Annotated in this window: 23 protein-coding genes; 15 read left to right on the top strand and 8 right to left on the bottom strand. The window is 71.9% G+C overall.

The genetic code is table 11. The annotated features are described in order from the left end of the window. Positions 1 to 964, bottom strand: a 964-nt coding sequence (locus KBX37_RS09295; RefSeq protein ID WP_210775483.1) for a hypothetical protein, incomplete at its 3' end; no start/stop codon positions are given. Between the two features lie 33 nt (positions 965 to 997). After that, positions 998 to 2344, bottom strand: coding sequence for an MFS transporter (locus KBX37_RS09300; RefSeq protein WP_210775484.1), 1347 nt, complete (start codon positions 2342 to 2344; stop codon positions 998 to 1000). Positions 2345 to 2403: 59 nt separating this feature from the next. Between KBX37_RS09300 and KBX37_RS09305 the strand changes: the two genes are divergently transcribed. The 4 genes from KBX37_RS09305 (at position 2404) to KBX37_RS09320 (ending at position 5779) form a co-directional block, all read left to right on the top strand. Next, positions 2404 to 3045, top strand: a complete 642-nt coding sequence (locus tag KBX37_RS09305) for a TetR/AcrR family transcriptional regulator (RefSeq protein ID WP_305798101.1) — start codon at positions 2404 to 2406, stop codon at positions 3043 to 3045. Positions 3046 to 3110: 65 nt separating this feature from the next. Beyond that, a complete protein-coding gene (locus tag KBX37_RS09310; protein WP_210775485.1) occupies positions 3111 to 4439 on the top strand; it encodes an NAD(P)/FAD-dependent oxidoreductase in 1329 nt (442 codons plus the stop codon). Continuing rightward, entirely contained in the window at positions 4436 to 5260 is an 825-nt protein-coding gene (locus tag KBX37_RS09315; protein WP_210775486.1) for an SDR family oxidoreductase, read from the top strand. The genes KBX37_RS09310 and KBX37_RS09315 overlap by 4 nt, the downstream gene beginning before the upstream one ends. A gap of 9 nt (positions 5261 to 5269) precedes the next feature. Continuing rightward, the gene (locus KBX37_RS09320; RefSeq protein ID WP_210775487.1) at positions 5270 to 5779 is read left to right on the top strand and encodes an NUDIX domain-containing protein; all 510 of its coding nucleotides are present in this window, start codon (positions 5270 to 5272) and stop codon (positions 5777 to 5779) included. Between the two features lie 30 nt (positions 5780 to 5809). Here KBX37_RS09320 and KBX37_RS09325 read toward each other — a convergent pair whose 3' ends face one another. Beyond that, complete coding sequence (locus tag KBX37_RS09325) at positions 5810 to 6460, bottom strand: LysE family translocator (protein WP_210775488.1); 651 nt, start codon at positions 6458 to 6460, stop codon at positions 5810 to 5812. A gap of 104 nt (positions 6461 to 6564) precedes the next feature. Between KBX37_RS09325 and KBX37_RS09330 the strand changes: the two genes are divergently transcribed. Then, positions 6565 to 7119 (top strand): GNAT family N-acetyltransferase, encoded by a 555-nt coding sequence (locus KBX37_RS09330; protein WP_210775489.1) that lies wholly within the window; start codon positions 6565 to 6567, stop codon positions 7117 to 7119. A 15-nt stretch (positions 7120 to 7134) separates the two neighbouring features. Here the strand turns inward: KBX37_RS09330 and KBX37_RS09335 are convergent, their stop codons facing one another. Next, the gene (locus KBX37_RS09335) at positions 7135 to 7539 is read right to left on the bottom strand and encodes a DUF1232 domain-containing protein (protein WP_210775490.1); all 405 of its coding nucleotides are present in this window, start codon (positions 7537 to 7539) and stop codon (positions 7135 to 7137) included. 145 nt (positions 7540 to 7684) lie between these two features. On the opposite strand from KBX37_RS09335, the gene KBX37_RS09340 reads away from it, so the two are divergent. From KBX37_RS09340 to KBX37_RS34310, 5 genes are all read left to right on the top strand, one after another. Next, the gene (locus KBX37_RS09340) at positions 7685 to 8173 is read left to right on the top strand and encodes a DUF1992 domain-containing protein (protein WP_210775491.1); all 489 of its coding nucleotides are present in this window, start codon (positions 7685 to 7687) and stop codon (positions 8171 to 8173) included. Between the two features lie 478 nt (positions 8174 to 8651). Further along, entirely contained in the window at positions 8652 to 9212 is a 561-nt protein-coding gene (locus KBX37_RS09345) for a DUF1062 domain-containing protein (RefSeq protein WP_210775492.1), read from the top strand. A gap of 302 nt (positions 9213 to 9514) precedes the next feature. Next, complete coding sequence (locus KBX37_RS09350) at positions 9515 to 10096, top strand: hypothetical protein (protein ID WP_210775493.1); 582 nt, start codon at positions 9515 to 9517, stop codon at positions 10094 to 10096. An 8-nt stretch (positions 10097 to 10104) separates the two neighbouring features. Continuing rightward, positions 10105 to 10842, top strand: coding sequence for a class I SAM-dependent methyltransferase (locus tag KBX37_RS09355; RefSeq protein WP_210775494.1), 738 nt, complete (start codon positions 10105 to 10107; stop codon positions 10840 to 10842). Between the two features lie 93 nt (positions 10843 to 10935). Further along, positions 10936 to 11226: a DUF6042 family protein gene (locus tag KBX37_RS34310; RefSeq protein WP_256440233.1), complete on the top strand. Its 291-nt coding sequence runs from the start codon at positions 10936 to 10938 to the stop codon at positions 11224 to 11226. Here the strand turns inward: KBX37_RS34310 and KBX37_RS09360 are convergent. Continuing rightward, a complete protein-coding gene (locus tag KBX37_RS09360) occupies positions 11178 to 12380 on the bottom strand; it encodes an ROK family transcriptional regulator (protein ID WP_210775495.1) in 1203 nt (400 codons plus the stop codon). The two genes, KBX37_RS34310 and KBX37_RS09360, sit on opposite strands and share 49 nt — an antisense overlap. Before the next feature lie 113 nt (positions 12381 to 12493). Here KBX37_RS09360 and KBX37_RS09365 point away from each other — a divergent pair, with 113 nt between their 5' ends. The 5 genes from KBX37_RS09365 to KBX37_RS09385 are packed head-to-tail and all read left to right on the top strand — an operon-like array spanning position 12494 to position 18128. Further along, entirely contained in the window at positions 12494 to 13828 is a 1335-nt protein-coding gene (locus KBX37_RS09365; protein ID WP_210775496.1) for an ABC transporter substrate-binding protein, read from the top strand. A 3-nt stretch (positions 13829 to 13831) separates the two neighbouring features. Further along, complete coding sequence (locus KBX37_RS09370; RefSeq protein ID WP_210775497.1) at positions 13832 to 14728, top strand: carbohydrate ABC transporter permease; 897 nt, start codon at positions 13832 to 13834, stop codon at positions 14726 to 14728. Next, complete coding sequence (locus KBX37_RS09375; protein WP_247657488.1) at positions 14725 to 15600, top strand: carbohydrate ABC transporter permease; 876 nt, start codon at positions 14725 to 14727, stop codon at positions 15598 to 15600. The genes KBX37_RS09370 and KBX37_RS09375 overlap by 4 nt, the downstream gene beginning before the upstream one ends. A 45-nt stretch (positions 15601 to 15645) precedes the next feature. Then, on the top strand, positions 15646 to 16716 hold the full coding sequence (locus tag KBX37_RS09380) for an ABC transporter ATP-binding protein (protein ID WP_210775498.1): 1071 nt from the start codon (positions 15646 to 15648) through the stop codon (positions 16714 to 16716). Then, a complete protein-coding gene (locus tag KBX37_RS09385; RefSeq protein ID WP_210775499.1) occupies positions 16713 to 18128 on the top strand; it encodes an amylo-alpha-1,6-glucosidase in 1416 nt (471 codons plus the stop codon). The genes KBX37_RS09380 and KBX37_RS09385 overlap by 4 nt, the downstream gene beginning before the upstream one ends. Here the strand turns inward: KBX37_RS09385 and KBX37_RS09390 are convergent. The 3 genes from KBX37_RS09390 to KBX37_RS09400 form a co-directional block, all read right to left on the bottom strand. Further along, positions 18123 to 18515, bottom strand: coding sequence for a hypothetical protein (locus tag KBX37_RS09390; RefSeq protein WP_210775500.1), 393 nt, complete (start codon positions 18513 to 18515; stop codon positions 18123 to 18125). The two genes, KBX37_RS09385 and KBX37_RS09390, sit on opposite strands and share 6 nt — an antisense overlap. Positions 18516 to 18520: 5 nt before the next feature. Beyond that, a complete protein-coding gene (locus tag KBX37_RS09395; RefSeq protein WP_210775501.1) occupies positions 18521 to 19399 on the bottom strand; it encodes an alpha/beta hydrolase in 879 nt (292 codons plus the stop codon). A 182-nt stretch (positions 19400 to 19581) separates the two neighbouring features. Then, positions 19582 to 21234 carry a class I adenylate-forming enzyme family protein gene (locus KBX37_RS09400; protein ID WP_210775502.1) on the bottom strand — a complete coding sequence of 551 codons (1653 nt, stop codon included), beginning with the start codon at positions 21232 to 21234 and terminating at the stop codon, positions 19582 to 19584. Positions 21235 to 21277 lie beyond the last annotated feature (43 nt).

The following is a 21277-nucleotide window of genomic DNA, read 5'->3' on the forward strand; positions in this document are numbered from 1 at the left end:
CGTCGCCGCCGCGCCGGGCCTCGGCCAGCTCGGCCGCGAGCGCGGCGCGCTGCGCCGCGCCCCCGGCGGCCTCCTCGCGGGCGCGGGCCGCCCCCGCGGCGGCCTCCTCGCGGGCGGCGTCGGCCGCCGCCCGCGCGGCGTCCCGGACAGCGGTCGCGGCGGCGGCCTCCGCGTGCGCCCGCCGGGCCTGCTCGGCGTGCCGGTCGGCCTCGGTACGCGCCCGCGCGGCCTCGGCGGCGGCAAGCTCGGCCTGCCGCACCGCCTCCGCGGCGGCGGCGGTGGCCCGCTGGGCGTCGGCGCGGGCGGCGTCGCGTTCGACGGTCAGGTCGGCGGCGCGCTGCCGGTCGGTGTCGCGCTCGGTGCGCAGGCCGCGCAGCTCGTGGCGGGCGGCGTCGCGGTCCCGTTCGGCCTGGGCGCGCAGCGCCTCGGCGGCGCTGGCCTCGCGGCGGGCGACGTCCCGGTCCGCCTCGGCGCGCTCGGCGTGGTCCCGCGCGGCGGCGGCCCGCGCGTCGGCCTGCTCGGCGCGGGCCAGGGCGGCGTCGCGGTCGGCGGCGGCGGCGCGGGCCTCCTGCCGGGCGCGGGTGGCCTCGGCGGCGCTGGTCTCGGCGTCGGTGCGGGCCTCGTCGCGCTCGGTGTGCGCCCGGGCGATGTCGGCGGCGGTCTCGGCGCGCAGCTGGACGAGCTGGCGTTCCACCCCGGCCGGGGAGAGCTCGGCGTGCAGCGCCTCGGTCAGCGTCTCGACGATCTGGTCGAGCCGGTCCACCGCCTCCCAGGTGCGGGCCACCTGACCCGGCAGGCCGGGGGCGTTGCGGTGCCGCATCCGGGAGTTGCGGGAGGCCCGCTGGCAGGCGCCGTCGTTGTCCCGGCAGTAGCGGAACGGCCGGCCGGCGCCGACGCGCTGCGGCACGTCCCGTCCACAGTGGGCGCAGGGGCGGGTGTCGGCGGGGGCGGGCTGGGCGTCCATCGAGGCGGAAGTCTAGTGCCGGCGTCGGGACGGTCAGTCCCCGGCGCGGGCGGCGCGGTCCAGGGTGTAGCGGCGTTGCAGCAGCAGCGCCGCGAGCATCGCCGCGGCGGGCAGCAGCCCGAAGCCCCAGCGGATCGCGTCCAGCGCCGCGTCGGGCTGGGTGACGTTCTGCCCGGCGGTGGAGGCGACGAACCCGCCGGCGGCCAGGCAGAGCGCGTACGCCCAGGGGCCCAGCGCCGCGCCGGTGGCCTCGGTGGCCGTCCACACCCCGGTGTAGGTGCCGGCGGCGCCGGTGCCGGCGCGGATCACGTCGGGCACCATCGAGAACGGCAGCAGCTGCATGCCGGCGAAGGCCACCCCGAGCACCGCCACCGCGGCCACCAGCACCGGCAGCCCCGCCGGCCGGCCCACCGCCAGCACCAGCGACCCGGCGGCGAACGCGCCCTGGGCGCTCAGCAGCGCCCGCTGCTTGCCGACCCGGCGGGCCACCGCCAGCCAGCCGGGGGTGACCAGCAGCGCCGGGGCGACGAACGCGGCCACCAGCACCGTGGTCAGGCCCGGGCGGCCCAGCTCGTACTCGGCGTAGTAGGGCACCCCGGCCAGCACCAGGTGGGTGGTGGTGGACATGGCCAGGTAGGCGGCGACCAGCCAGCGGAACTGCCGGTCGCGCAGGGCGGCGGCGAGCGCCCGCCAGCCGCCGGAGTGCGGGGCGGCGCTCGCGGCGGCGGCCCGGCGCAACCGGGCGATGCCGGCGAGGCCGACCAGCATGGCGGCCAGCATCCCGGCGGCGAGCAGCACGCCCATCCGCTGGTAGCCGCCCCGGGTGGCGGCGTCCCCGCCGGTCAGCAGCGGCGCCAGCAGGCCGGAGACGAGGATGCCGAGCGTCAGCACCACCATCCGGAAGGCCATCAGCCGGGTCCGCTCGTGGTAGCCGATCCGCAGGTCGGCGGGGGTGGCCAGGTAGGGGACCTGGTAGGCGGCGAAGAGCAGGTTGCCGGCGACGAAGAGGACCGCCACCCAGGCGGCGGCGGGCGCGCCGGTCAGCCCGCCGGGCACCGCGAAGAGGGCCGCGAAGGCCACCGGCAGGGCACAGCCGAGCAGCAACAGCCGCCGCCGGTCGCCGCGGCGGGCCTGTTCGACGTCGCAGCGGTGCCCGACCCATGGGTGCAGCAGCACGTCGGCGACCTTGGGCAGCAGCAGCGCCAACCCGGCCAGCCAGGGGGCGACGGCCAGCACGTCGGTGAGGAAGTAGAGCAGCAGCAGGCCGGGCACGGTGACCCAGATGCCCATGCCGAGCGAGCCGGCGGCGAAGCCCAGCAGCGGACCGCGGGGCAGGGCCGCCGCGTCCGCGCTGGTCGGCTGCTGGTCGAGCCCGGTCATGCCCCGTCTCCTCCCGGCCAATCCAACAGTTGCTGGATTGTAGGGGCACAATGGCCGGCATGACCATGCCCCGACGCCGCCCGGGCCGTCCCCGGCGCGACGAGACCCGGCAGACCCGTGAGGTGGTGCTCGCCGCGGCGACCGAGCTGTTCGCCCGGCGCGGCTTCGACGCCGTCGGGCTCCGGGAGGTCGCCGCCGCCGCCGGCGTCGACGTGGCCACGGTCTCCCACCACACGGGTACGAAGGCGCAGCTCTACGACGCCTGCTTCGCGCGGGTGTTCGCCGCCGAGCGGGCGGCCCTGGAGGAGGCGACGGCACGGGCCCGGGCGGCTCTCGAGGCGGGGCCGGGCGAGGCGCTGCGGGCGCTGCACGAACTGGTCGACGTGTTCGTGGACTTCCTGGAGGACCGGCCGGAGACCACCGCGCTGTGGCTGCGCCGCTGGTTGGAGCCGCAGCGCCACGCCGAGCTGGACGAGCGGTACGCGGCGCCGCTGTACCGGCTGGTCGCCGAGCTGCTCACCGCCGCCGCGGCGACCGGCGCGCTGGCCGAGCCCACCCCGCACGTCACCGTGCGCAGCCTGGTCTGGGCGGTGCACGGGCACGTGGTGGCCCTGGCCGCCGGCGGCGGATCGCAGGCCCGCGAGCGCCGCGAGTTCCGCGCCTTCGTGCACCGCTTCCTCGACAGCCTGTACGGCTCTTGACGGGCGGCCCCACCCACGACCATTATCCGACAGTCGTTGGATTTTCGTGGGTAGGGGAGGCGGGGATGGGCGCACCACCGTCCGTGGCGGTGATCGGGGCGGGCGCGGCCGGGCTGGCCACCCTCAAGGCCCTCGCCGACGCCGGCGTGCCCGCGGTCTGCTTCGAGGCCGGCGACCGGGTCGGCGGCCTGTGGGTCTACGGGTCGGCCGGCTCGCCGGCGTACCGGACGCTGCACCTGAACACCAGCAGGAGGCGGACCGAGTTCGCCGACCACCCGATGCCGACGCACTGGCCCGACTACCCCGACCACACCCGGGTCGCCGGTTGGCTCGCCGACTACGCCGACCGGTTCGGCCTGCACGAGTCGGTACGGCTGCGGCACACCGTCGACCGGGTCGTCCCCGGGGCCGGCGACCGGTGGACCGTGCACGCCGACGGACCCGACGGGCCGGTCACCGTCACCGTGGCCGCCGTGGTCGTCGCCAACGGGCACAACCGGGTGCCGAAGTCACCGGTCCCGCCGCCCCCGGGCACCGGCACCGCCCAGCAGCTGCACAGCCACGCCTACCGCGGGCCGGAACAGCTCGCCGGCCGGCGGGTGCTGGTCGTCGGTGGCGGCAACTCCGCGATGGACATCGCCGTCGACGCCTCGTACGCCGCCGCGCGCACCCTGCTGTCGCTGCGCCGCGGCGTGTGGGTGGTGCCCAAGCACCTGCTGGGCCGCCCGTCGGACACCCTCAACGGGGCGCTGGCCCGCCGGCTGCCGTGGCGGCTGCGCCAACGGATCAGCCAGACCATGCTCACCGCCACCGTCGGACCCCCGACCCGCTACGGCCTGCCCGCACCCGCCCACGGCTTCCTCCAGGACCACCCCACCCTCTCCGACGGGCTGCTGTCCCGCCTCACCCACGGCGAGATCGAGGTACGGCCCGGCGTCGCCGGCTTCGACGGCGACCGGGTCACCTTCACCGACGGCCGCGCCGACGAGGTCGACCTGGTGATCTGGTGCACCGGCTACCGGGTGGATCTCCCGTTCCTGGACCCGGCGCTGCTCGGCGACCGGCCGGACGCCCTGCCGCTGTACCGGCACGTCTTCCACCCCGACGTGCCCGGCCTGGCCTTCGTCGGGCTGATGCAGTCCACCGGGGCGGCGTTCCCGCTCGTCGAGGCGCAGGCCCGGCTGGTCGCCGCCCAGCTCGCCGGCACGTACGCGCTGCCCGACCCGGCCCGGCAGCGCGCCGACATCCGGGCGGAGCTGCGCGCGGCGACCGACCGCTGGGGCGACCGCCGCCCGGCGATGCGCGTCGACTTCGACGCCTACCTCGCCCAGCTGGCCCGGGAACTCGACGAGGGCGCCCGCCGGGCCGCCGCCACCACCCGGGTGCCGGCGTGAGCGGGCTGGCCGGCCGCCGGGCGGTCGTCACCGGCGCGCACGGCACCTTCGGCCGGCAACTCTGCGCCGTGCTGCACGCCGCCGGGGCGCGGGTCGTCGGCGTCGACCGCTACCCGGGCATGGCTGCCGGCGTGCCCGTCCTCGGCTGCGACCTGACCGACCCGGCCGCCGTCCCGCCCGCCGTACGCGCCGCCGCCGACCGCCTCGGCGGGCTGGACCTGCTGGTCAACAACGCCGGCGTCGGCGGTCCCGCCCCGGCGGAGCTGCCTCCCGACGAGACTGTCCGCCAGCAGCTGGAGGTGAACCTGCTCGCCGCCTGGCGGACCACCGCCGCCGCGCTGCCCGACCTGGTCGCCGCCCGCGGTCGGGTGATCTTCGTGGCCAGCCGGATGGCGGTGCTGCCGCTGCCCCTCGCCGCCGCGTACGGGGTGAGCAAGCGGGCCCTGGTCGCCTACGCCGACGCGCTGCGCCACGAGGTCGGCACCCACGTCGGCGTCAGCGTCGTCTACCCCAGCATGGTCGCCTCACCGATCCACGCCAGCACCGCCGAGGCGGGTCTGTCGCTGGGCGGGGTGTCGCGAATGGAACCCGTCGAGGGAGTGGTGGCGGCGATCCTGCGGGCGGCCACCGCCCGCCGGGCGCCCCGGGACGTGGCCACCACGACCCGGGGCCGGCTGGAGATGGCCCTCGCCCGGCACGCTCCCGCGCTGGCCGACCGGATGGTGCGCCGTACCGTCGCGGGCCGGATCGCCGCCGGTGACCTCGATGCGGCGCCGCTGGCCGCCGGGATGGTCCGCCGGCACCGCGACGCCACCGGCTAGCGTGTGCCGGTGCCCGTCCCCTCGTACGTGACCCGGCTGCGCGCCCACATCGGCCACGACCTGCTCCTGCTGCCCGGCGTCAGCGGCGTGGTGCGCGACGACGCCGGGCGGGTGCTGCTGGCCCGGCGGGGCGACAACGGCCGCTGGTCGGTGCCCGCCGGCATCGTCGACCCGGGCGAGCAGCCGGCCGACGCCGTGGGGCGGGAGGTCTTCGAGGAGACCGGCGTGCGGGTCCGGGTCGACCGGGTCGGCGGGGTCGCCACCCACCCGGTGGTCTATCCCAACGGCGACGTCTGCGAGTACCTCAACGTCTGGTTCCGCTGCGCGCCGGTGGGTGGCGAGCCGCGCGCCGACGGCGACGAGTCGACCGAGGTGGGCTGGTTCGCCCCGGACGACCTGCCGGAGCTGGACGAGTGGGCGCGGCTGCGCATCGACACCACGCTGCGCGAGGACGCCCCGACCTGGCACGCACGGCCCGGCGAGCGGCACCCGGCGCTGCGCCGACCCGACGCCCTCTGAGGCTCGTGCCGAGCCGGCGGCCGGGACGGGTCAGCCGGTGGCGACGGCGGCCCGGGAGCGGTCGGCGGCGATGCGCACCGCGAGGCCGGCCAGCACGGTGCCCATCACGTACCGCTGCGCCCGCGCCCAACCCGGCCGGCGGAGCAGGAACGCCGACACCGAACCGGCGGTCAGCACGATCAACGCGTTGACCGTCAGCGCGATCACGATCTGGGTCAGCCCGAGCAGCAGGCTCTGCACCGCCATGTGGCCGCGCGCCGGGTCGACGAACTGCGGCAGCAGCGACACGTACAGGATGGCGATCTTCGGGTTGAGCAGGTTGGTGACCAGGCCCATGGTGAACAGCCGGCGCGGCCGGTCCGGCGGCAGCGGCGTCGGGGTGAACGCCGACTGCCCGCCCGGGCGCAGCGTCCGCCAGGCCAGCCACAGCAGGTACGCCGCGCCGGCCAGCTTCACCGCCGTGTACAGCGGCGGCACCAGCACGAAGACCGTGGCGATGCCGGCCACCGCGGCGGCCAGGTAGACCAGGAATCCGACCGCCACCCCGAGCAGGGAGACCAGCCCGGCGCGGCGGCCCTGGGTCACCGACCGGGACACCAGGTAGACCATGTTCGGCCCGGGCGTCAGCACCAGGCCGAGCGCCACCAGACCGATCCCCACCAGCGCGCCCACCGTCACCATCGCCGCACCGCCCCTCCCGTGCCCGCCCCGACCCTACGCCGGGAACCGCTGCGCCGTGCGCACCGCATCTTTGCGCCGGCCCGTTCAGCGGTGACACTGCTGTGATGTCCGTCGTCCTGCGGGTGCCCGCCACCACGTCCGCCGCCGAGTTGGTCCTGCGCCCGTGGCGCGACGACGACATCGAGGCGCTGCTGGAGATCTACCGCGATCCGGAACTGCGGGCGCGCACCCGGCACCCGCTGCGCACCGCCGCCAACGCCCGCCGCTGGGTGGCGCGGCACCGGCAGGGCTGGGCGGCCGGCCGCCGCTTCTGCTTCGCCGTCTGCGAGACGGACCCGGTCGACGGCGGGCAGCGACTCGTCGCCTGCGTGCTGCTCAAGGACGTCACGCCGGGACGGCCGGAGGCCGAGGTGGGCTACTGGACGGCCGCCGCGGCCCGGGGCCGCGGGGTGGCCTCGCGCGCGGTGGACGCGGTGAGCGGTTGGGCGTTCACCCGCTTCGCCGCCACCGGACTGACCCGGCTGGAGCTGCTGCACGAGGTCGACAACCCGGCGTCCTGCCGGGTGGCGGAGAAGAGCGGGTACCCGTTCGTGGAGGTGCTGCCCGCCCGGCCGCCGTACCCGGGTGACGGGCACCGCCACGTGCGCCGGGGGGACTGACGTCCTCGGCGGGGATCAGGCCGGCGGCGTGGCGGGCGGGCCGAGCAGCCGCAGCAGCAGGCGCGGCTCCCCGGGCCAGGCGGCGAGCAGCACCTCACGCGGCACCTGCCGGCCCGCGTAGCGCAGGGCGAGCGCGACCACCACGATGTCGTCCAGCGGGCCGATCACCGGCAGGAACTCCGGGATCAGGTCGATCGGGCTGGCCAGCCAGAGGCCCGCCACCACGATGGCGACCTTCGCCTTGCGGGGGACCCGGGGGTCGGCGCGCAGCCGGCGGACCGTGGTCAGACAGTCGGGGATGAACGCGGCCAAATCGCGCAGGATGCCCGGCGGCAGCCGCCGGGCCAGGAGCACCAGCAGCGCCCAGCTGGCCAGCAGGCAGGCCACGGCCACACCGAGCCCGATCAGCCAGTCCCGCACGCTGCCCTCCTCCGACCCGCGTCGCCCCTGCCGGGAATCTACGCCCCGGCCCCCGTCACCACCCGCCGGCGGGGAATGCCCGGCCGCGCCGGGGCGCTGAACCTCGGCGGTACGGCGGATACGGTGGTTCGGGGAGGTGGGTGACGTGAGCAACGCGTGGGAAGCGGCGGTCGAGGCGCAGATCCGCACCGCCGTGGAGCGCGGCGACTTCGACAACCTGCCCGGCATGGGCAAGCCGATCCCGGGCCGCGGCGCCCCCTACGACGAGTCGTGGTGGATCAAGAGCTTCCTGGAGCGGGAGGCCCTGCCCAGCGATCTGCTGTTGCCGACGCCGCTGCAACTGCGCCGCCGGGTCGAGCAGGTTCCCGACGAGGTCCGTGACCTGCCCACCGAGGAGTCCGTCCGGGCGTACGTGGCCGCGCTGAACACCGAGATCGTGGCCTGGCTGCGTACCCCGACCGGCCCGCGGGTGGTGGTCCGGCCGGTCAACGTCGACGAGACGGTACGACGCTGGCGGGCCGACCGGGAACAGCGCTCGGCGGCTGTCGTGGCCGCTGCCACCGAACCGGCGACCACCACCGGCCGGCCGGGCCGGCGCCGCCGCTGGCGTTTTCCGTGGCGGCGCTCGCGCTGACCGCACCCCCGTCGCTGGCGCCGGCCAGCAGCTCGTAGCCCTCGGCGTAGGGGCTTGAGCACCAACCGAACGGCGTGACGTTCGCCGGGCCGCAGGTCGACGTGGAGCGCCCGGAGCGAAGCGTGGCCGTACTGTTGGCCTCCTCCGGCCTGATGCCGTATCCCGGTGATGATCAAGCGGCCGGCCTCGATGACACCATCGCCTTCGTCACCGAGGGGTCCCGGGGGCACTGACGAAGTTTCGGTCGGAAAACCGTTTGAGCCGTCCTTTCGCGTTCCCGTAGGTTGCCTGCGGCCCGTCGCACCGAGGACAGAGGACAAACCGCGTGACCCCGCCTGCTCTTTAGACCTGACACCTTCTTCCGCTCACCTGTAGCCGACGCTCCCGTCGGTTCTGCCGGGCTGCCCTTGTGCGCCCGGTCATACAGCGTCTGAGGCCGCGCGCGTAATCGGCCTCGTGTCAGGTCCAGAGAGAGATCATGTCTTCACAACCTCATATCGTGCTGCCCTGGGTCGTTCGTCGGACCAGGTTGCCTCTGCTGTCGTTGCGGTGCGCGGACTGCCGGTCGGAGTCGGCCACCACCGGCGAGGGCAAATTTCGCGTCAACGCCAACGGCAACCTGCTGGACGTCTGGCTGCTGGTCCGCTGCGTGTCCTGCGATCGGACGAGCAAGCTCAGCGTCCACGAGCGGGCGCCGGTCAGATCCCTCGATCCGGCCGAGCTCCACGGCTACCACGTCAACGACCCGGAACTGGTGGCGTCCAGGCTGTTGGATCCGCTGCTCGCCCGGCGCAACCGCTTCACCCTGGACTGGACGGGGGCCTGGCAGCTCGACACCCCGTCGGCATGGCTCGACGAGGCGTGGCCGGTCCAGGTGGAGGTCGTCTTCGAGGATCCGGTACCGGTGCGCCCGGAACGGCTCATCGCGCAAGGGCTCGGCCTCAGCAGGAACGAGGCACTGCGCCGGATCAAGTGCGACATCCCGCTGCGCCGTCCGACGAGGGCCGGATTCACCTTCACCGTGATGGCCGGGGACTAGCGGGGAGGTAGCCGGGCGGGCCACCCGGCCCGCCCGGCTTCACCCCCGAAACCATGCCGATACCGGCGGCGCAAGCCACACCCGTCACAGAACGCTGCCAGCAACCTCTACCGCCGGCCAGCCGGGAGGCTTGACCATTTATTGGATAACCGGCAATGACATTCCGATAATTCGCGCGGACATAACGGGGCAAAACTGTGGTGCATCATAATGTCTGTTCTGTTGATCCCTATTGGATCGGTAGGTTTTTTGGCCCGCGGGCGGGGCCACTGCTTGCTTCGCCGCGGTGGCAGACTGCACCGATGATCGACGAGGCAGGTGACGAGGACGCCCTGGATCGCAGCGATTTCATTCCGGCCGAGGGCGGTGAGTGGCAGGGGCTGTTGTTCGAGAACCCGACGCTAGGACTCGCACCGCAGCTGACCTGGAGCTTTCACTTCCCCTTCCAGCCGGTGTCCCGCCATCATGGGAGCAGCCCACTCACCCTGGACATCGAGTGGCTGCCGATCCAGGCGGACGGGTGGCGCAGCATGGCAGGCCGGAGTGCCAGCAGCTCACGCTTCGCCGAGCCGGGCGAGGCCAGCGTCTACTACTTCGCGCATCACCGCTACGACGCGATCCAGCTGCAGGTACTGGAGCAGCGCGACCTGGCCATCCAGGTCCGGGCGAACGTGTCCGGTGACCTGGACAGCCTGGGAGTCGAATCGGTCGCCGCGGACGCGTGGTTGCACTTTGCCGGCATCACCGTGGCGCTGAGCGACACGGTGACCGCCGACGCGGCCCTCGCTCGGCTCAGGGACTTCAGCGACATCACCGGGCTGACGCATGCCGCCGTTCCCAACGGGATCCACTTCCGGTTCGCTCCCGCCGGCCCCATGGAATAGGTGCGGCGGTGCGCAACGCGGAGTTCACCGATCCCCGCCTCGTCGCGGTCTACGACGTCGAGTGCCGGTGGGGCCCGGACGACGACTTCTTCGTCACCGAGGTCGGCGTCAGCCCGGCCGCCCGGGTGCTGGACTTCGGCTGCGGCACCGGCCGGCTGGCCCTGGCCCTGGCCGCCGCCGGGCACACCGTCACCGGCGTCGACCCGGCCCGCGCCTCACTGGACGCGGCGCGCGCCAAGCCCGGTGCGGACCGGGTCACCTGGGTCGAGGGTGGCGCGGAGGTGCTGCCCGGCGGGGCGTACGACGTGGCGGTGATGACCAGCCACGTGGCGCAGTTCGTGGTGGACGACGACGAGTGGCGGCGGGTCCTCGCCGCGTTGCGTCGGGCGCTGCGTACGGGTGGCCGGCTGCTCTTCGACTCCCGGGATCCGGCCGATCGGCGTTGGGAGCGGTGGAACCGGGTCGACTCACGCCGGTCGGTTCGTCTGTCGGACGGCTCGGAGGTGGTGACCTGGACGGAGGTGACCGACGCCCGGGACGGCGTCGTGCGCTTCACCCGGCACTTCGGCTTCGCCGACGGTGAGCTGCGCGGCGACGCGGTGCTGCGGTTCCGCACCGAGGGGGAGTTGCGGGACTCGCTCGCGCAGGCGGGTTTCCGGGTGCAGCGGATCCACGGCGGCTGGCAGGGGGAACCGGTGGGTGCGGGGGACGACGGCGAGTTCGTGGTCGTGGCGACGGCGGGCTGACGATTTCGGCTCAGCCGCCGTGGCGTACCTCCCGGTCCCAGATCTGGTCCCACGGGCGCCGCAGGCCCTGACAGAGCCAGATCGGGCCTGCCGTTGAGCCCGGAGCAGCGCGCGATGGAGGACAGGGTCTGGTGGCAGTCGCGGTACGGAAGGCTGTCGCAGCGGGTACTTCGGCTGTTGGTGGACGGTGCAAGTGGCGAGCTCAGCCGGAGTACGGTGTCGGCCTCGCTCGATCGGCTCACCATGGCGGTCGACTCCGACCCAGAGGACGTACGCCACGCGGTCCAGGTCCTGAGCAGCTCGCTCGCTCACCGCGGGTTGAAGATCAAGCTAGCTCACTCTGTCAGCAGTTTCAGCCGGCTGTCCACGGCTTCCGGGCTGTAGAGCGACTGAACCACCAGCCGGGCCATTCCTATCGTGCCGGCGTCCTCTCCGAGACGACTGGGTTGGATGCTGGTCCGCTCGATCATCCGGGGCAGGGTGCTGCTCTTCACCTCGGCGCGGACGGACCGCACGACCAGTGGATGGTGTCCGAGCAGGCCACCGAGGACCACGACGGACGGATTGATGCAGGCGAGCAGACCGCCGAGGACATGACCGATCGCCTCACCCGCGCGACGCACGGTGGCCGTCACCTCCGGATCCTTGCGGTCCAGCAGCGTCACCACGTCCGAGAGGCTGGTCACGCGGCGATGTCGCAGTTGCCGCAGAATGGCTCGTCCTGAGGCGTACGCGGCGAGGCACCCGCGTCGACCGCACCGGCACCGTGGGCCGTCCCTGGTGACACGCGTGTGACCGATGTCGCCAGCCGCGCCGGTCGAACCCCGAAGGGGGTGGCCGTCCATCACCACTCCTGCGCCGATGCCCCAGCCGAACTTGACAGCCAGCAGGATGTCCACACCGGACTCAGCGGAGGACATCAGGCTGTCCTCGCCGATGGCCAACGCGCGTGCGTCGTTCTCGAGTACGAGGGGGACCGGCCACCGCCCCTGCAAGGTGTCGGAGATGAGGCGTTCGGACCAGCCCCGCATCGGTGAGCTGTCCCAGTGGGTCTGCCCCTCCTGCACGACCGGCGCGGGCACGCCGAACCCGATGCCGACAATCTCCCAACCCGGAGACCGTTGCAGTACCTCCTCGGCTGCCTTGATCAATGCAGTCAGCACGAGTTCCGACGGCGACCTGCCCTTCACGGCGATCTCGGTCGCCGCCAGGGGTACCCCGGCGATGGACACGGCCGCCACCCGGGCGTGAGTGTGCCCGAGATCGATGGTCAGCACGACCTTGTCGACGGCGTCGAACTCGATGATCTTCGCGGGTCGGCCGCCGGTCGGATCGGTGCTGCGGCTCTCGCGGATCAAGCGGGCGGCGGTGAGTTGCTCGAGACGTTCGGTCAGGGTGGTCCGCGACATGCCGGTGCGGGCCAACAACTGTGCACGGGTCACCCCGGACTCGCTGCGGATGAGGTGCAGCAACCGACCGGCGGACAATGCCACTCCCGCGGGGGCGGCGGCAGCCTGCAGCCGTGGCGGATCGTGCATGGATACAGACGTTACAACCCCCCGCAACCCTTGACGACCAGGAGGACGGCACTTATGTTCAGCAGCCTGACAGAAGGGTGTCGACGACGACACCCACCACAGTGGAGGTCCTCATGTCTTCGATCAACGACAGGCCCCTCTCCCGGCGCACAGCCCTCAAGTTCGGCCTCGGGGCGACTGCGATGCCCTTCCTGGCCGGGTCCTTGTCGGGCTGTCAGGGCGCGAGCACGTCCGGCGGTGGAGACTTCACCTTCATCTCCACCCAGTTCACGCCGATCGAAGAAAAGCAGCGCTACGAGAAGATCCTCTCGACGCATGTCAAGGACTTCAAGATCGCCTACAACTCCATGACGGCCGGGGAGGTCGTCACGCAGGTCTCCGCTCAGGTCAAGGCGAACAAGGTCAGCATCGGCCTGGTGGGGGGGCTGCACGGTGACCTCGCCACCCTCGCGGACAACCTGGAAGACCTGGACACCGTCAAGTCTCAACTGTCCTCCGCCGGCATCTCGGACGACCTCTGGTCGCTGGCCACGCTCGGTGGCAGCACGGTGAAGTACATCCCGTGGATGCAGGCCACGTACGTGGTGGCGGCGCACAAGTCGACGCTGGCGTACCTGCCGTCGGGCGCCGACCAGAACAAACTGACCTACGACCAGTACCTGCAGTGGGCGATCAACGCCAGGAAGGCCACCGGCAAGGCGGTCTTCGGCTTTCCCGCCGGGCCCAAGGGCCTCTATCACCGCTTCTTCCAGGGCTTCCTGCTGCCGAGTTTCACCGGCGGACAGGTCACCGGCTTCGCGTCCGCCGACGCGGTCACCGCTTGGAAGTACATGAAGGAACTCTGGGCGAACATGAACCCCGCGTCGACGAACTACGACAACCTGCAGGAACCGATGGCACGCGGGGAGGTTCTCGTCGGCTGGGACCACGTGGCCCGTCTGGTCAATGCTCCCAAGGACAAGCCCGACGACTGGGTGATGCTGCCTTCCCCGACGGGCCCGAAGGGGCAGGGCTACATGCTCGTCGTCGCCGGGTTCGGCGTACCCAGGGGTGCCGACCTGGACAAGGCCACCAAGGTCATGACCGCGCTGTCGCAACTTGCGGCCCAAGCGGAGACGTTGCGGCAGAACGCGTTCTTCCCGGTCGTCAAGGGCGACCTGCCGACGGACCTACCGCCGGCGGTCAGCCTCGAGGCAAAGGCCGTGGGTGCGCAGCAGAACGCATCCAACGCGATCATCGCGGTGACGCCGGTCGGGTTGGGCAAGCGGGATGGCGAGGTGTCACAGGTCTACAAGGACTGCTTCGCGCAGATCTGCAAGGACGGCAAGGAACCGGCAGCAGTGCTCGGCGCCCAGGCCAAGGTCCTGCAGGGCATCCTCGACCAGGCGAAGGTCCCTTGCTGGGCGCCGGACAAGGCGGTTGCGGGTCAGACCTGCAGCGTGGCCTGAGCCATGACCAGGACGGAACTGGTACGAGAAGGCACGCGGGGAGGTCGTGCCAGTCGTTCGCGCCGGCTCTCGCCGGCGCTGCTGCTGATCTCCCCGTCGATCATCCTCATGCTGCTGCTCTTCGCGTGGCCGATGGTCGCCGGCATCCTGCAGGCGTTCCAGTCGCCGGACGGGCTCGGCCTCGAGCATATCGAGCGGATGGTCGGCGACGGCCAGTTCGGGCCCGCCGTGCGGAACACGCTGCTCCTCATCGTGGTTCTGCTGCCTGTGCAGTTCGTGCTCGCCATCGTCATGGCGCTGCTGCTGCACCAACGGCCGAAGGGCCAGGGCCTCTACTTCTACCTCTGGGCGGTGCCGATCGCCGTCTCCGACCTGGCCGCGGGCCTCGTATGGCTCTCGATCTTCACCGACAACGGGTACCTGAACTCGGGCCTGTCAACGATCGGTGTCGGCCCGGTGTCGTGGCTCTCCTACACCAACCCGGCATCGCAGTTCACGGCGATCCTCGTCGCCGAGCTGTGGCGGGCGACGTCGCTCGTCATGGTCATCGTCGTCTCCGGCCTGCAGGGAATCCCCAAGGACTACGACGAGGCGGCGAACGTCTTCGGGGCGACCTACTGGACGAGGCTGCGGCACGTCTGGTTGCCGCTCCTCAAACCGAGCCTGCAGGTGGCTCTGATCCTGCGGACGATCCTCGCCTTCCAGACCTTTGCCGTCGCGCAGGCCCTGACCGGCCAGGACTTCCCGTTGCTCGTCGGGGAGACCTACCGGTTCTACACCGCGCTGCAGAACCCGAATGTCGCCTCGGCGCTCGCGCTCGTCGTCATGTTCGTGTCGATGGCGGCGGCGTTCCTCTACCTGCGAGTGCTACGCGACGGGACGAAAGGGGCGGCCCGATGAGCACGCTGGCACCCTCGCGCACCGAACAGTCCGACGACGTACCGGTCGATCTGAGGCCGCTACGTCGGCTCAAGCGCAACCGCCTACTGCTCCAACTGGCGTGCGTCGCGGTCAGCCTGTTCATGGTCGTGCCGTTCTACCTGATCGCGGTCGCGGCATTCTCTTCTCCAGCCGCCATGAACGAGTTTCCGCTGCGGTTCCTGCCGACCGCCTTCTCGGTCGAGACGATGTCAACCTTCCTCAGCTCGACCGGTGTCGGTGCTGGCCTGATCAACTCCCTGATCGTCGCCGTCGGCACGCTGGCTCTCTCCCTCGTGGTCGGCGCGCCGGCCGGATATGCCATCGCCCGGTACGTCTTCAAGGGCCGTGACCAGTACCAACTCTTCCTGCTCTTCACCCGGGCGCTGCCCATCGTCGTGCTCTCGGTGCCGCTGGCCGAACTGTTCCTCAACGTCGGCATGTACGACACGCCGCTCGCCGTGGTGTTGCTGCACACGGCGCTGACGCTGCCGACGACGATCCTGGTCACCGCGAGCGTCTTCCTCGCGGTCCCGGTCGATGTCGAGGAAGCGGCCCGCATCTTCGGCTGCGGGCCGCTCGGTGCCTTCGGCCGCGTCGTCCTACCGCTCGCGCTGCCGGGGATCTCGGCTGCCTCGATCTTCACCTTCGTGCTGAGCTGGAACGAGGTGCTGGGCGCCACCATCCTCACCCTCAACCAGCGGACGCTGCCGGCCACCGTGCTCTCGTCCCTGTCCGACTCCCCGCTGACCTTCCGCTTCGCCGGCGGCTTCTTCCTCATCGTCCCGGCGTTGATCTTCATCGCGGTGATGCGCAAGTACCTGATCAACATGTGGGGGACCACCATCCGATGACCCGGCTCCGCCTCCCGCGCCGCACACCGAAAGTGGACGACCACCATGGCTGACATCTCAATTCGTAACCTGGTCAAGACCTACCCTGGCAACACAGAGCCGGCCACCAAGAACATCTCCCTGCACGTCGAAGACGGCGAGTTCATGGTCCTGCTCGGCCCGTCCGGCTGCGGCAAGACGACGCTGCTGCGGATGATCGCCGGGCTGGAGTTGCCCGATGCCGGGGCGATTGCGATCGGTGGCAGGGACATGACCTACCTGCCACCGAACCGGCGCAACCTGTCGATGGTGTTCCAGTCGTATGCGGTGTTCCCACACCGGCGCGTACGCCAGAACATCGGGTTCGGCCTGATGACCCGAAAGATGCCCAAGGATGAGATCGCCAAGAAGGTGGCCTGGGCGGCGGATCTGCTCCAGCTGACTCCGTACCTGGATCGCTACCCGGCACAGCTCTCCGGCGGCCAGCGCCAGCGGGTGGCCGTGGCGCGAGCGATCGTCGTCGACGCCGACGTCCTGCTCATGGACGAGCCACTGTCGAACCTCGACGCCCTGCTGCGGCTCAACTTCCGCGCCGAGCTGAAGAAGATCGTCGAGCACATCGGCACGACCACCGTCTACGTCACCCACGACCAGGTCGAGGCGCTTTCACTCGGCGACCGGGTGGCGGTGATGGAGGCCGGCAAGATCGCCCAACTCGGACACCCGATGGAGGTGTACGACCGCCCAGCGGACACCTTCGTCGGGGGGTTCATCGGGTCGCCACCGATGAACTTTCTCGATGGCCAGGTAGCCGACGGCCGCATCATCTTCGGTGAGGACGCCTCCATCCCCGCACCGGCGGCCGTACCGCTTGGTCCGATCAGGATCGGCATCCGTGCCGAGGCCATCTCCATCGCCGCGCACAGGCCGGACCCGGTTCCCGCTGTCGTCGACGTCGTCGAGCCGTTGGGCGCCGCCACGCTACTGACGGTCAAGGTGGCCGACCAGAGCCTCAAGGTCCAGATTCCACCGAGCCAGCGGGTCTCCTCGGGCGAGACGGTCCTCCTGCACTTCGCCCCGGACTCCGTGCGGCTGTATGACCCGCAGACCGGGCTTGGTCTGCTGGCAAGCGTATGAACGACAGGAGCTTCGTGGTGGACGCGTCGACGTTGGATGAGGCGGCGCGGAGGGTTCTGCGCGACAACGACCTCGGCGGGATGGTGAAGGCCGCGCCGGCGCTCTACCCACATCAATGGTCGTGGGATGCCGCCTTCATCTCCATCGGCCTGGCGCACATGTCCGTCGAGCGGGCGCTGCTGGAGCTGCGTAACCTCTTCGACGCGCAGTGGTCGACCGGCATGATTCCGCACATTGTCTTCTCCGACGTGCCCGGCTATTTTCCTGGGCCGGACGTGTGGGGAACCACCTCGGCCAGGGCCAAACCCGGCGGGGTGCTCACCAGCGGAATCTGTCAGCCCCCCGCGCACGCCATCGCCCTGGCACGCATCCTCGACATCGCCCGGTCGCGGGGCGGCGCGGACGCCGTGCGTGCGGAGGCCTTCGTCACCGAGCATCTGCCGAAAATCGTTGCGTGGCACCAGTGGCTGACCGACGTCCGCGACCCGTCGGGGCGTGGGCTGATCGAGATTCATCATGGCTGGGAGTCCGGCATGGACAACTCGCCGCGGTGGGACTCCGCGTACGCGGGTGTGACCGTCGACGAGCTCGTCGAACTGCGCCGCCACGACACGAAGGTCGTCACCGATCTGGCCGACCGGCCGAGCGACGAGGAGTACCAGCGCTACCTCACGCTGGTCGGGGAGATGAAGTCGGTCGGCTACGACGACAAGATGATCGAAAAAGTCGTGTCCTTCCGCGTCCGTGACGTCTTCATGACCGCAGTCCTGGCCCTCGCAGCCGATGAGACCGCGCGGATGGCCGACAGCCTGGGGCGCGGGGACATCGCCGACCAGCAGCGGCTGCTTGCCGAGCATGCCCGGCAGGGGGTCCTGTCGACCCTCGACCCGGTCACCCGCCGCTGCCGCGACTTCGACGAGATCCGCGGGACCTGGATCCCCGCCGAGTCGGTGGCGTCCTGGTCGGTCGCGCTCTGCGGCGGGGACGAGACCGTGCGGCGTGAGCAGACCGCGATCCTCGCCGGACCACGGTGGGCCGAGCATCCCTCACTGCGTTTCAAGGTGCCGCCATCCGTCTCGCCGGACGACCCCGGGTTCAAACCGCGCACCTACTGGCGAGGCCCGAGTTGGCCATTCCTCAACTGGCTGTTCGTGTGGGCGCTGCGGCGGCACGGCGAGGATGCGCTCGCGCAGCGATGGCGGGAACAGACCCTCGCCATGGTGGCGGACCGCAACTTCGGGGAGTACTACGACCCGCAGACCGGCGAGCCCGCCGGCAGCCACGCGCAGTCCTGGACAGCTGCTGCCATCGTCGACTGGCTGGCTGATCCGCGCACCGAGCAGCATGCTGCGCCACGGCCACGGCCACTCCGGTCGGATCGGGAACCGTTCACCTCTCGGGACAGGTCATGACGTCGACACCCCAGACGCTGGCCCTGCACGCGCCCCGCCTGTTCGGTACGCGTGACTTCCACGCGCCACCGCCCATCGCCCCGGCAAATCCACGAAGGCGGGGAGGAAGCCATCATCGCCGTCGCCACACCACAGTGCCGAGGAGCCGGTGGCGCCGTTGTTGTTGACGTTGACGATCGGAATTCCGGTCGGGCCGAGGCCGTAGACGGCAGCCTGGCCACAGGTGGAAACCCCGTACACGTAGCCGGCGTGGGCCTGCTGCACCAGCTGGCAATCGACACCGGCGGCGGCGAGGGCGGCGCGGGCTGCCTGCGCACCCGCCAGCTGGTACGGCAGGCTCTGCGATGGTTTGCGGAACGGAACCATGCCCACCCCGGCGACGTGCACGCGCCTCATGGCAGCCGTCCGATGTGGCTGGCGACAGCGGCCGCACCGTTGGCGGACAACAGGATCGTGTAGTGGTTGACGTCGGCCAGCTGTTCAATGCCAATCCGGGTGCGGTCCACGCCGGCGGCCTCGAACCGGGCCTCGTCGTACAGGCCCTGAGGTTCGTCGAGGATGCCACGCTCACACCACAGCAGGGTGGTCGGGCAGCCGACGCGGTGGATCGCGGTGGTGATCTGATCGTCCAGGAGCGTGTCGGTGGCATCCTGGCGCACCGCGTCCAGGTTGCACGAGGAGCGCAGTATCGGGGGTTGGCCGACGAGGTCGCGCAGCGCGTACGCCTCCATGACCGGTGACCAGTCCGCCGACAGTGCCGGGTGGGCGCGCCAGAAGTCGAGATACGCCTGCGCGTCCGCGAAGGTCATCCGCAGCCGGCGCATGGCCGGGCCGATCACGGCCTCCAGGGTGGCGTCGATGTCGCCGCCGCCGGGTGTCGGGAGGGTGACCCCGCCGTCGACGAGCAGCAGCGACGAGATCCGGTCCGGGTGGCGGAGGGCTGCGACGGCGGCGACGAAGGCGCCCATCGAGTGCCCGGCGATCGCCACTCGGCCGAGGTGGAGGTGCCCGGCGATGGCGATGAGGTCGTCGGCGTGTTGGGCGAGCCCGTACGGGCCGGGCAGGCCGGCGCTGCCGGCACGGCCGCGCAGGTCGGCGGCGACCAGGGTGGCCCGGCCGGCCAGCGCGTCGGCGACCGCCGCCCAGGACAGCGCGTTGGCGGTGATCCCGTGCGCTGCCAGGACGGTGGGCGCGTTGTCGCGGGTGGCCGGCCACCGGCAGGCCCGCAGGGTGCCGCCGGTCACCGGGACGTCGAGTTCCGTGTACGACATGGGTGGCGCTCCCTACTGGTTCATGGCAACGGCGGGCGGGGCGGTCTGGTCGGCGGTCAGGGTGCGTACGACCGCCGGGGTCAGGGTGCCGCCGTTGCCGGTCAGCCGGGCATGGAACATGGGCTGCAGCGTGGCGTGTTCGACGGCGGGAGAACCTGGCGCAGCGGTCTCATCGGGGCTCCTCAGGGAGAGGTCCTGGGGCGGCGGAAGGTGGCCTCGCGGAACTCGCGCAGCCGCGGGGCGAGGCGGTTCGTGAGCTCGATGCGCTTGGCCTTGCCGGTGGCGGTGTAGGGCACGTCGTCGCCGAAGATGACGACCTTGGGCCGGTGAGCGAAGTCCAGCCGGGCGGCGCAGTGCTCGAGGACGTCCTGTTCGGTGAGCGGGCCGTCGGGGACGACGTAGGCGGCGATCTCGTCGCCGTAGACCCGGTGCTCGAACGGCACCGCGAGGGCGAACCTGATCCGCGGGTGGGAGCGCAGGACCTCGTCGATCTCGAACGGGGAGATGTTGTGCCCGCCACGGATGATCAGTTCCTTGATCCGGCCGGTGATGAAGAACGCCGGTCGGCCGCCCGGTCCGGGGCGCCAGAAGCCCTCGTCGCCGGTGTGGAACCAACCGCCGCGGAAGGCCTCGGCGGTGGCGTCGGGACGGCCCGCGTATCCGAGCATGACGATGGCGCCGCGCACCGCGAGTTCGCCGCGGACCTCTGCGGGCGCGGGCTCGCCGGTGACCGGGTGCAGCACCGCCATCTCGGCGTGCGGCACCGGGCAGCCGATGCTGGGGAAGCCGAAGTCGGCGTGCCAGCGGCGACGCTCGTCGACGTTCAGAGCGGGCATGGCGCAGGCGGCGCAGGTGGTCTCGGAGAGGCCGTAGATGTGCCGGATGGCGATTTCGAACCGCTGCTCGAAGCCGAGTGCGGTTTCCACCAGCAGCGGCCCGGCGCCGCACAGCACCTCGGTGAAGTGGTCGGGGGCGCGGCCGTCGTGAGCGAGGAGGAACTCCAGCAGGGTGGGCACCAGGCTGGCGGTGGTGGCGCGCTCGTTGTCGACGTCGCGCCAGAACGTGTCGGTGCGGAACCGGTCGACCAGCACCGTCGAGGATCCGGTCGACCAGGGCAGCAGGCTGGAGATGACCAGCGCGTTGGCGTGGTGCACGGGCAGGACCGTGTACACGCGCGTCGTGGCGTCCCAGGCGGAGGTGGCGGCGAGCGCGTCCAGGTCGGTCAGCAGGTTGCCGACGGTGGTGATGATGCCTTTCGGGTCGCCGGTGGTGCCGCTGGTGTACAGCCGCAGCGCCGGCACGTCCAGGCCGGTCGCCGGGTCGTCGATCGGCCGGTCGCCGGTGGTGGGCAGCTCGCCGGTCGCATGGCGCGGGGTCGACGTCATGGCCGCCACGGCGGCGGCTCGGTCGGCGTGCTCGGGGGCGTACACCAGCAGTCCCGCCTGCGAGTCGCGCAGCACGTAGGCCTGCCGGTCGGCGGCCTCCTGGACGTTCAGCGGGACGCAGCAGGCGCCGATCAGCCAGCACGCGTAGGCGACCGCGAGGGCATCGGCGGTGTTCCCCGTGAGCGTCGCGACCGCGTCGCCGTGGCTGACGCCGCTATCGCGCAGCCACGCGGCCGTCGCCTCGACCCGGGCCCGCCACCGCCCGACGGTCCACTCGCGGCGGGTGCCGCGGGCGTGGTGCAACTCGGTCAGGTACGTCGTATCGGTGTCGGTGCGATGGCGCAGGAACTCGGCGAACCCGGCGAACGGTGGCTGGAAGTCGTCGACCGGCAGCCGAGGATCGAGCACGGGCTGGCGGTCGGCGGCCAGGGCGGTGGGGCGGGCATCCATACCCGGAAACCTAGGAACCGTTCAGCCTTGAGGCGATGGGGCA

The organism is Micromonospora sp. U56 (genome assembly GCF_018070095.1).
GTDB lineage: Bacteria > Actinomycetota > Actinomycetes > Mycobacteriales > Micromonosporaceae > Micromonospora > Micromonospora purpureochromogenes.

What these genes read in the sequence shown, in the direction of transcription:
- KBX37_RS09300 (WP_210775484.1), bottom strand. Translation starts at nt 2,344, where the DNA reads ATGACCGGGCTCGACCAGCAGCCGACCAGCGCGGACGCGGCGGCCCTG.
- KBX37_RS09305 (WP_305798101.1), top strand. Translation starts at nt 2,404, where the DNA reads ATGACCATGCCCCGACGCCGCCCGGGCCGTCCCCGGCGCGACGAGACC.
- KBX37_RS09310 (WP_210775485.1), top strand. Translation starts at nt 3,111, where the DNA reads ATGGGCGCACCACCGTCCGTGGCGGTGATCGGGGCGGGCGCGGCCGGG.
- KBX37_RS09325 (WP_210775488.1), bottom strand. Translation starts at nt 6,460, where the DNA reads ATGGTGACGGTGGGCGCGCTGGTGGGGATCGGTCTGGTGGCGCTCGGC.
- KBX37_RS09330 (WP_210775489.1), top strand. Translation starts at nt 6,565, where the DNA reads ATGTCCGTCGTCCTGCGGGTGCCCGCCACCACGTCCGCCGCCGAGTTG.
- KBX37_RS09345 (WP_210775492.1), top strand. Translation starts at nt 8,652, where the DNA reads ATGTCTTCACAACCTCATATCGTGCTGCCCTGGGTCGTTCGTCGGACC.
- KBX37_RS09350 (WP_210775493.1), top strand. Translation starts at nt 9,515, where the DNA reads ATGATCGACGAGGCAGGTGACGAGGACGCCCTGGATCGCAGCGATTTC.
- KBX37_RS09360 (WP_210775495.1), bottom strand. Translation starts at nt 12,380, where the DNA reads ATGCACGATCCGCCACGGCTGCAGGCTGCCGCCGCCCCCGCGGGAGTG.
- KBX37_RS09365 (WP_210775496.1), top strand. Translation starts at nt 12,494, where the DNA reads ATGTCTTCGATCAACGACAGGCCCCTCTCCCGGCGCACAGCCCTCAAG.
- KBX37_RS09370 (WP_210775497.1), top strand. Translation starts at nt 13,832, where the DNA reads ATGACCAGGACGGAACTGGTACGAGAAGGCACGCGGGGAGGTCGTGCC.
- KBX37_RS09375 (WP_247657488.1), top strand. Translation starts at nt 14,725, where the DNA reads ATGAGCACGCTGGCACCCTCGCGCACCGAACAGTCCGACGACGTACCG.
- KBX37_RS09380 (WP_210775498.1), top strand. Translation starts at nt 15,646, where the DNA reads ATGGCTGACATCTCAATTCGTAACCTGGTCAAGACCTACCCTGGCAAC.
- KBX37_RS09385 (WP_210775499.1), top strand. Translation starts at nt 16,713, where the DNA reads ATGAACGACAGGAGCTTCGTGGTGGACGCGTCGACGTTGGATGAGGCG.
- KBX37_RS09395 (WP_210775501.1), bottom strand. Translation starts at nt 19,399, where the DNA reads ATGTCGTACACGGAACTCGACGTCCCGGTGACCGGCGGCACCCTGCGG.
- KBX37_RS09400 (WP_210775502.1), bottom strand. Translation starts at nt 21,234, where the DNA reads ATGGATGCCCGCCCCACCGCCCTGGCCGCCGACCGCCAGCCCGTGCTC.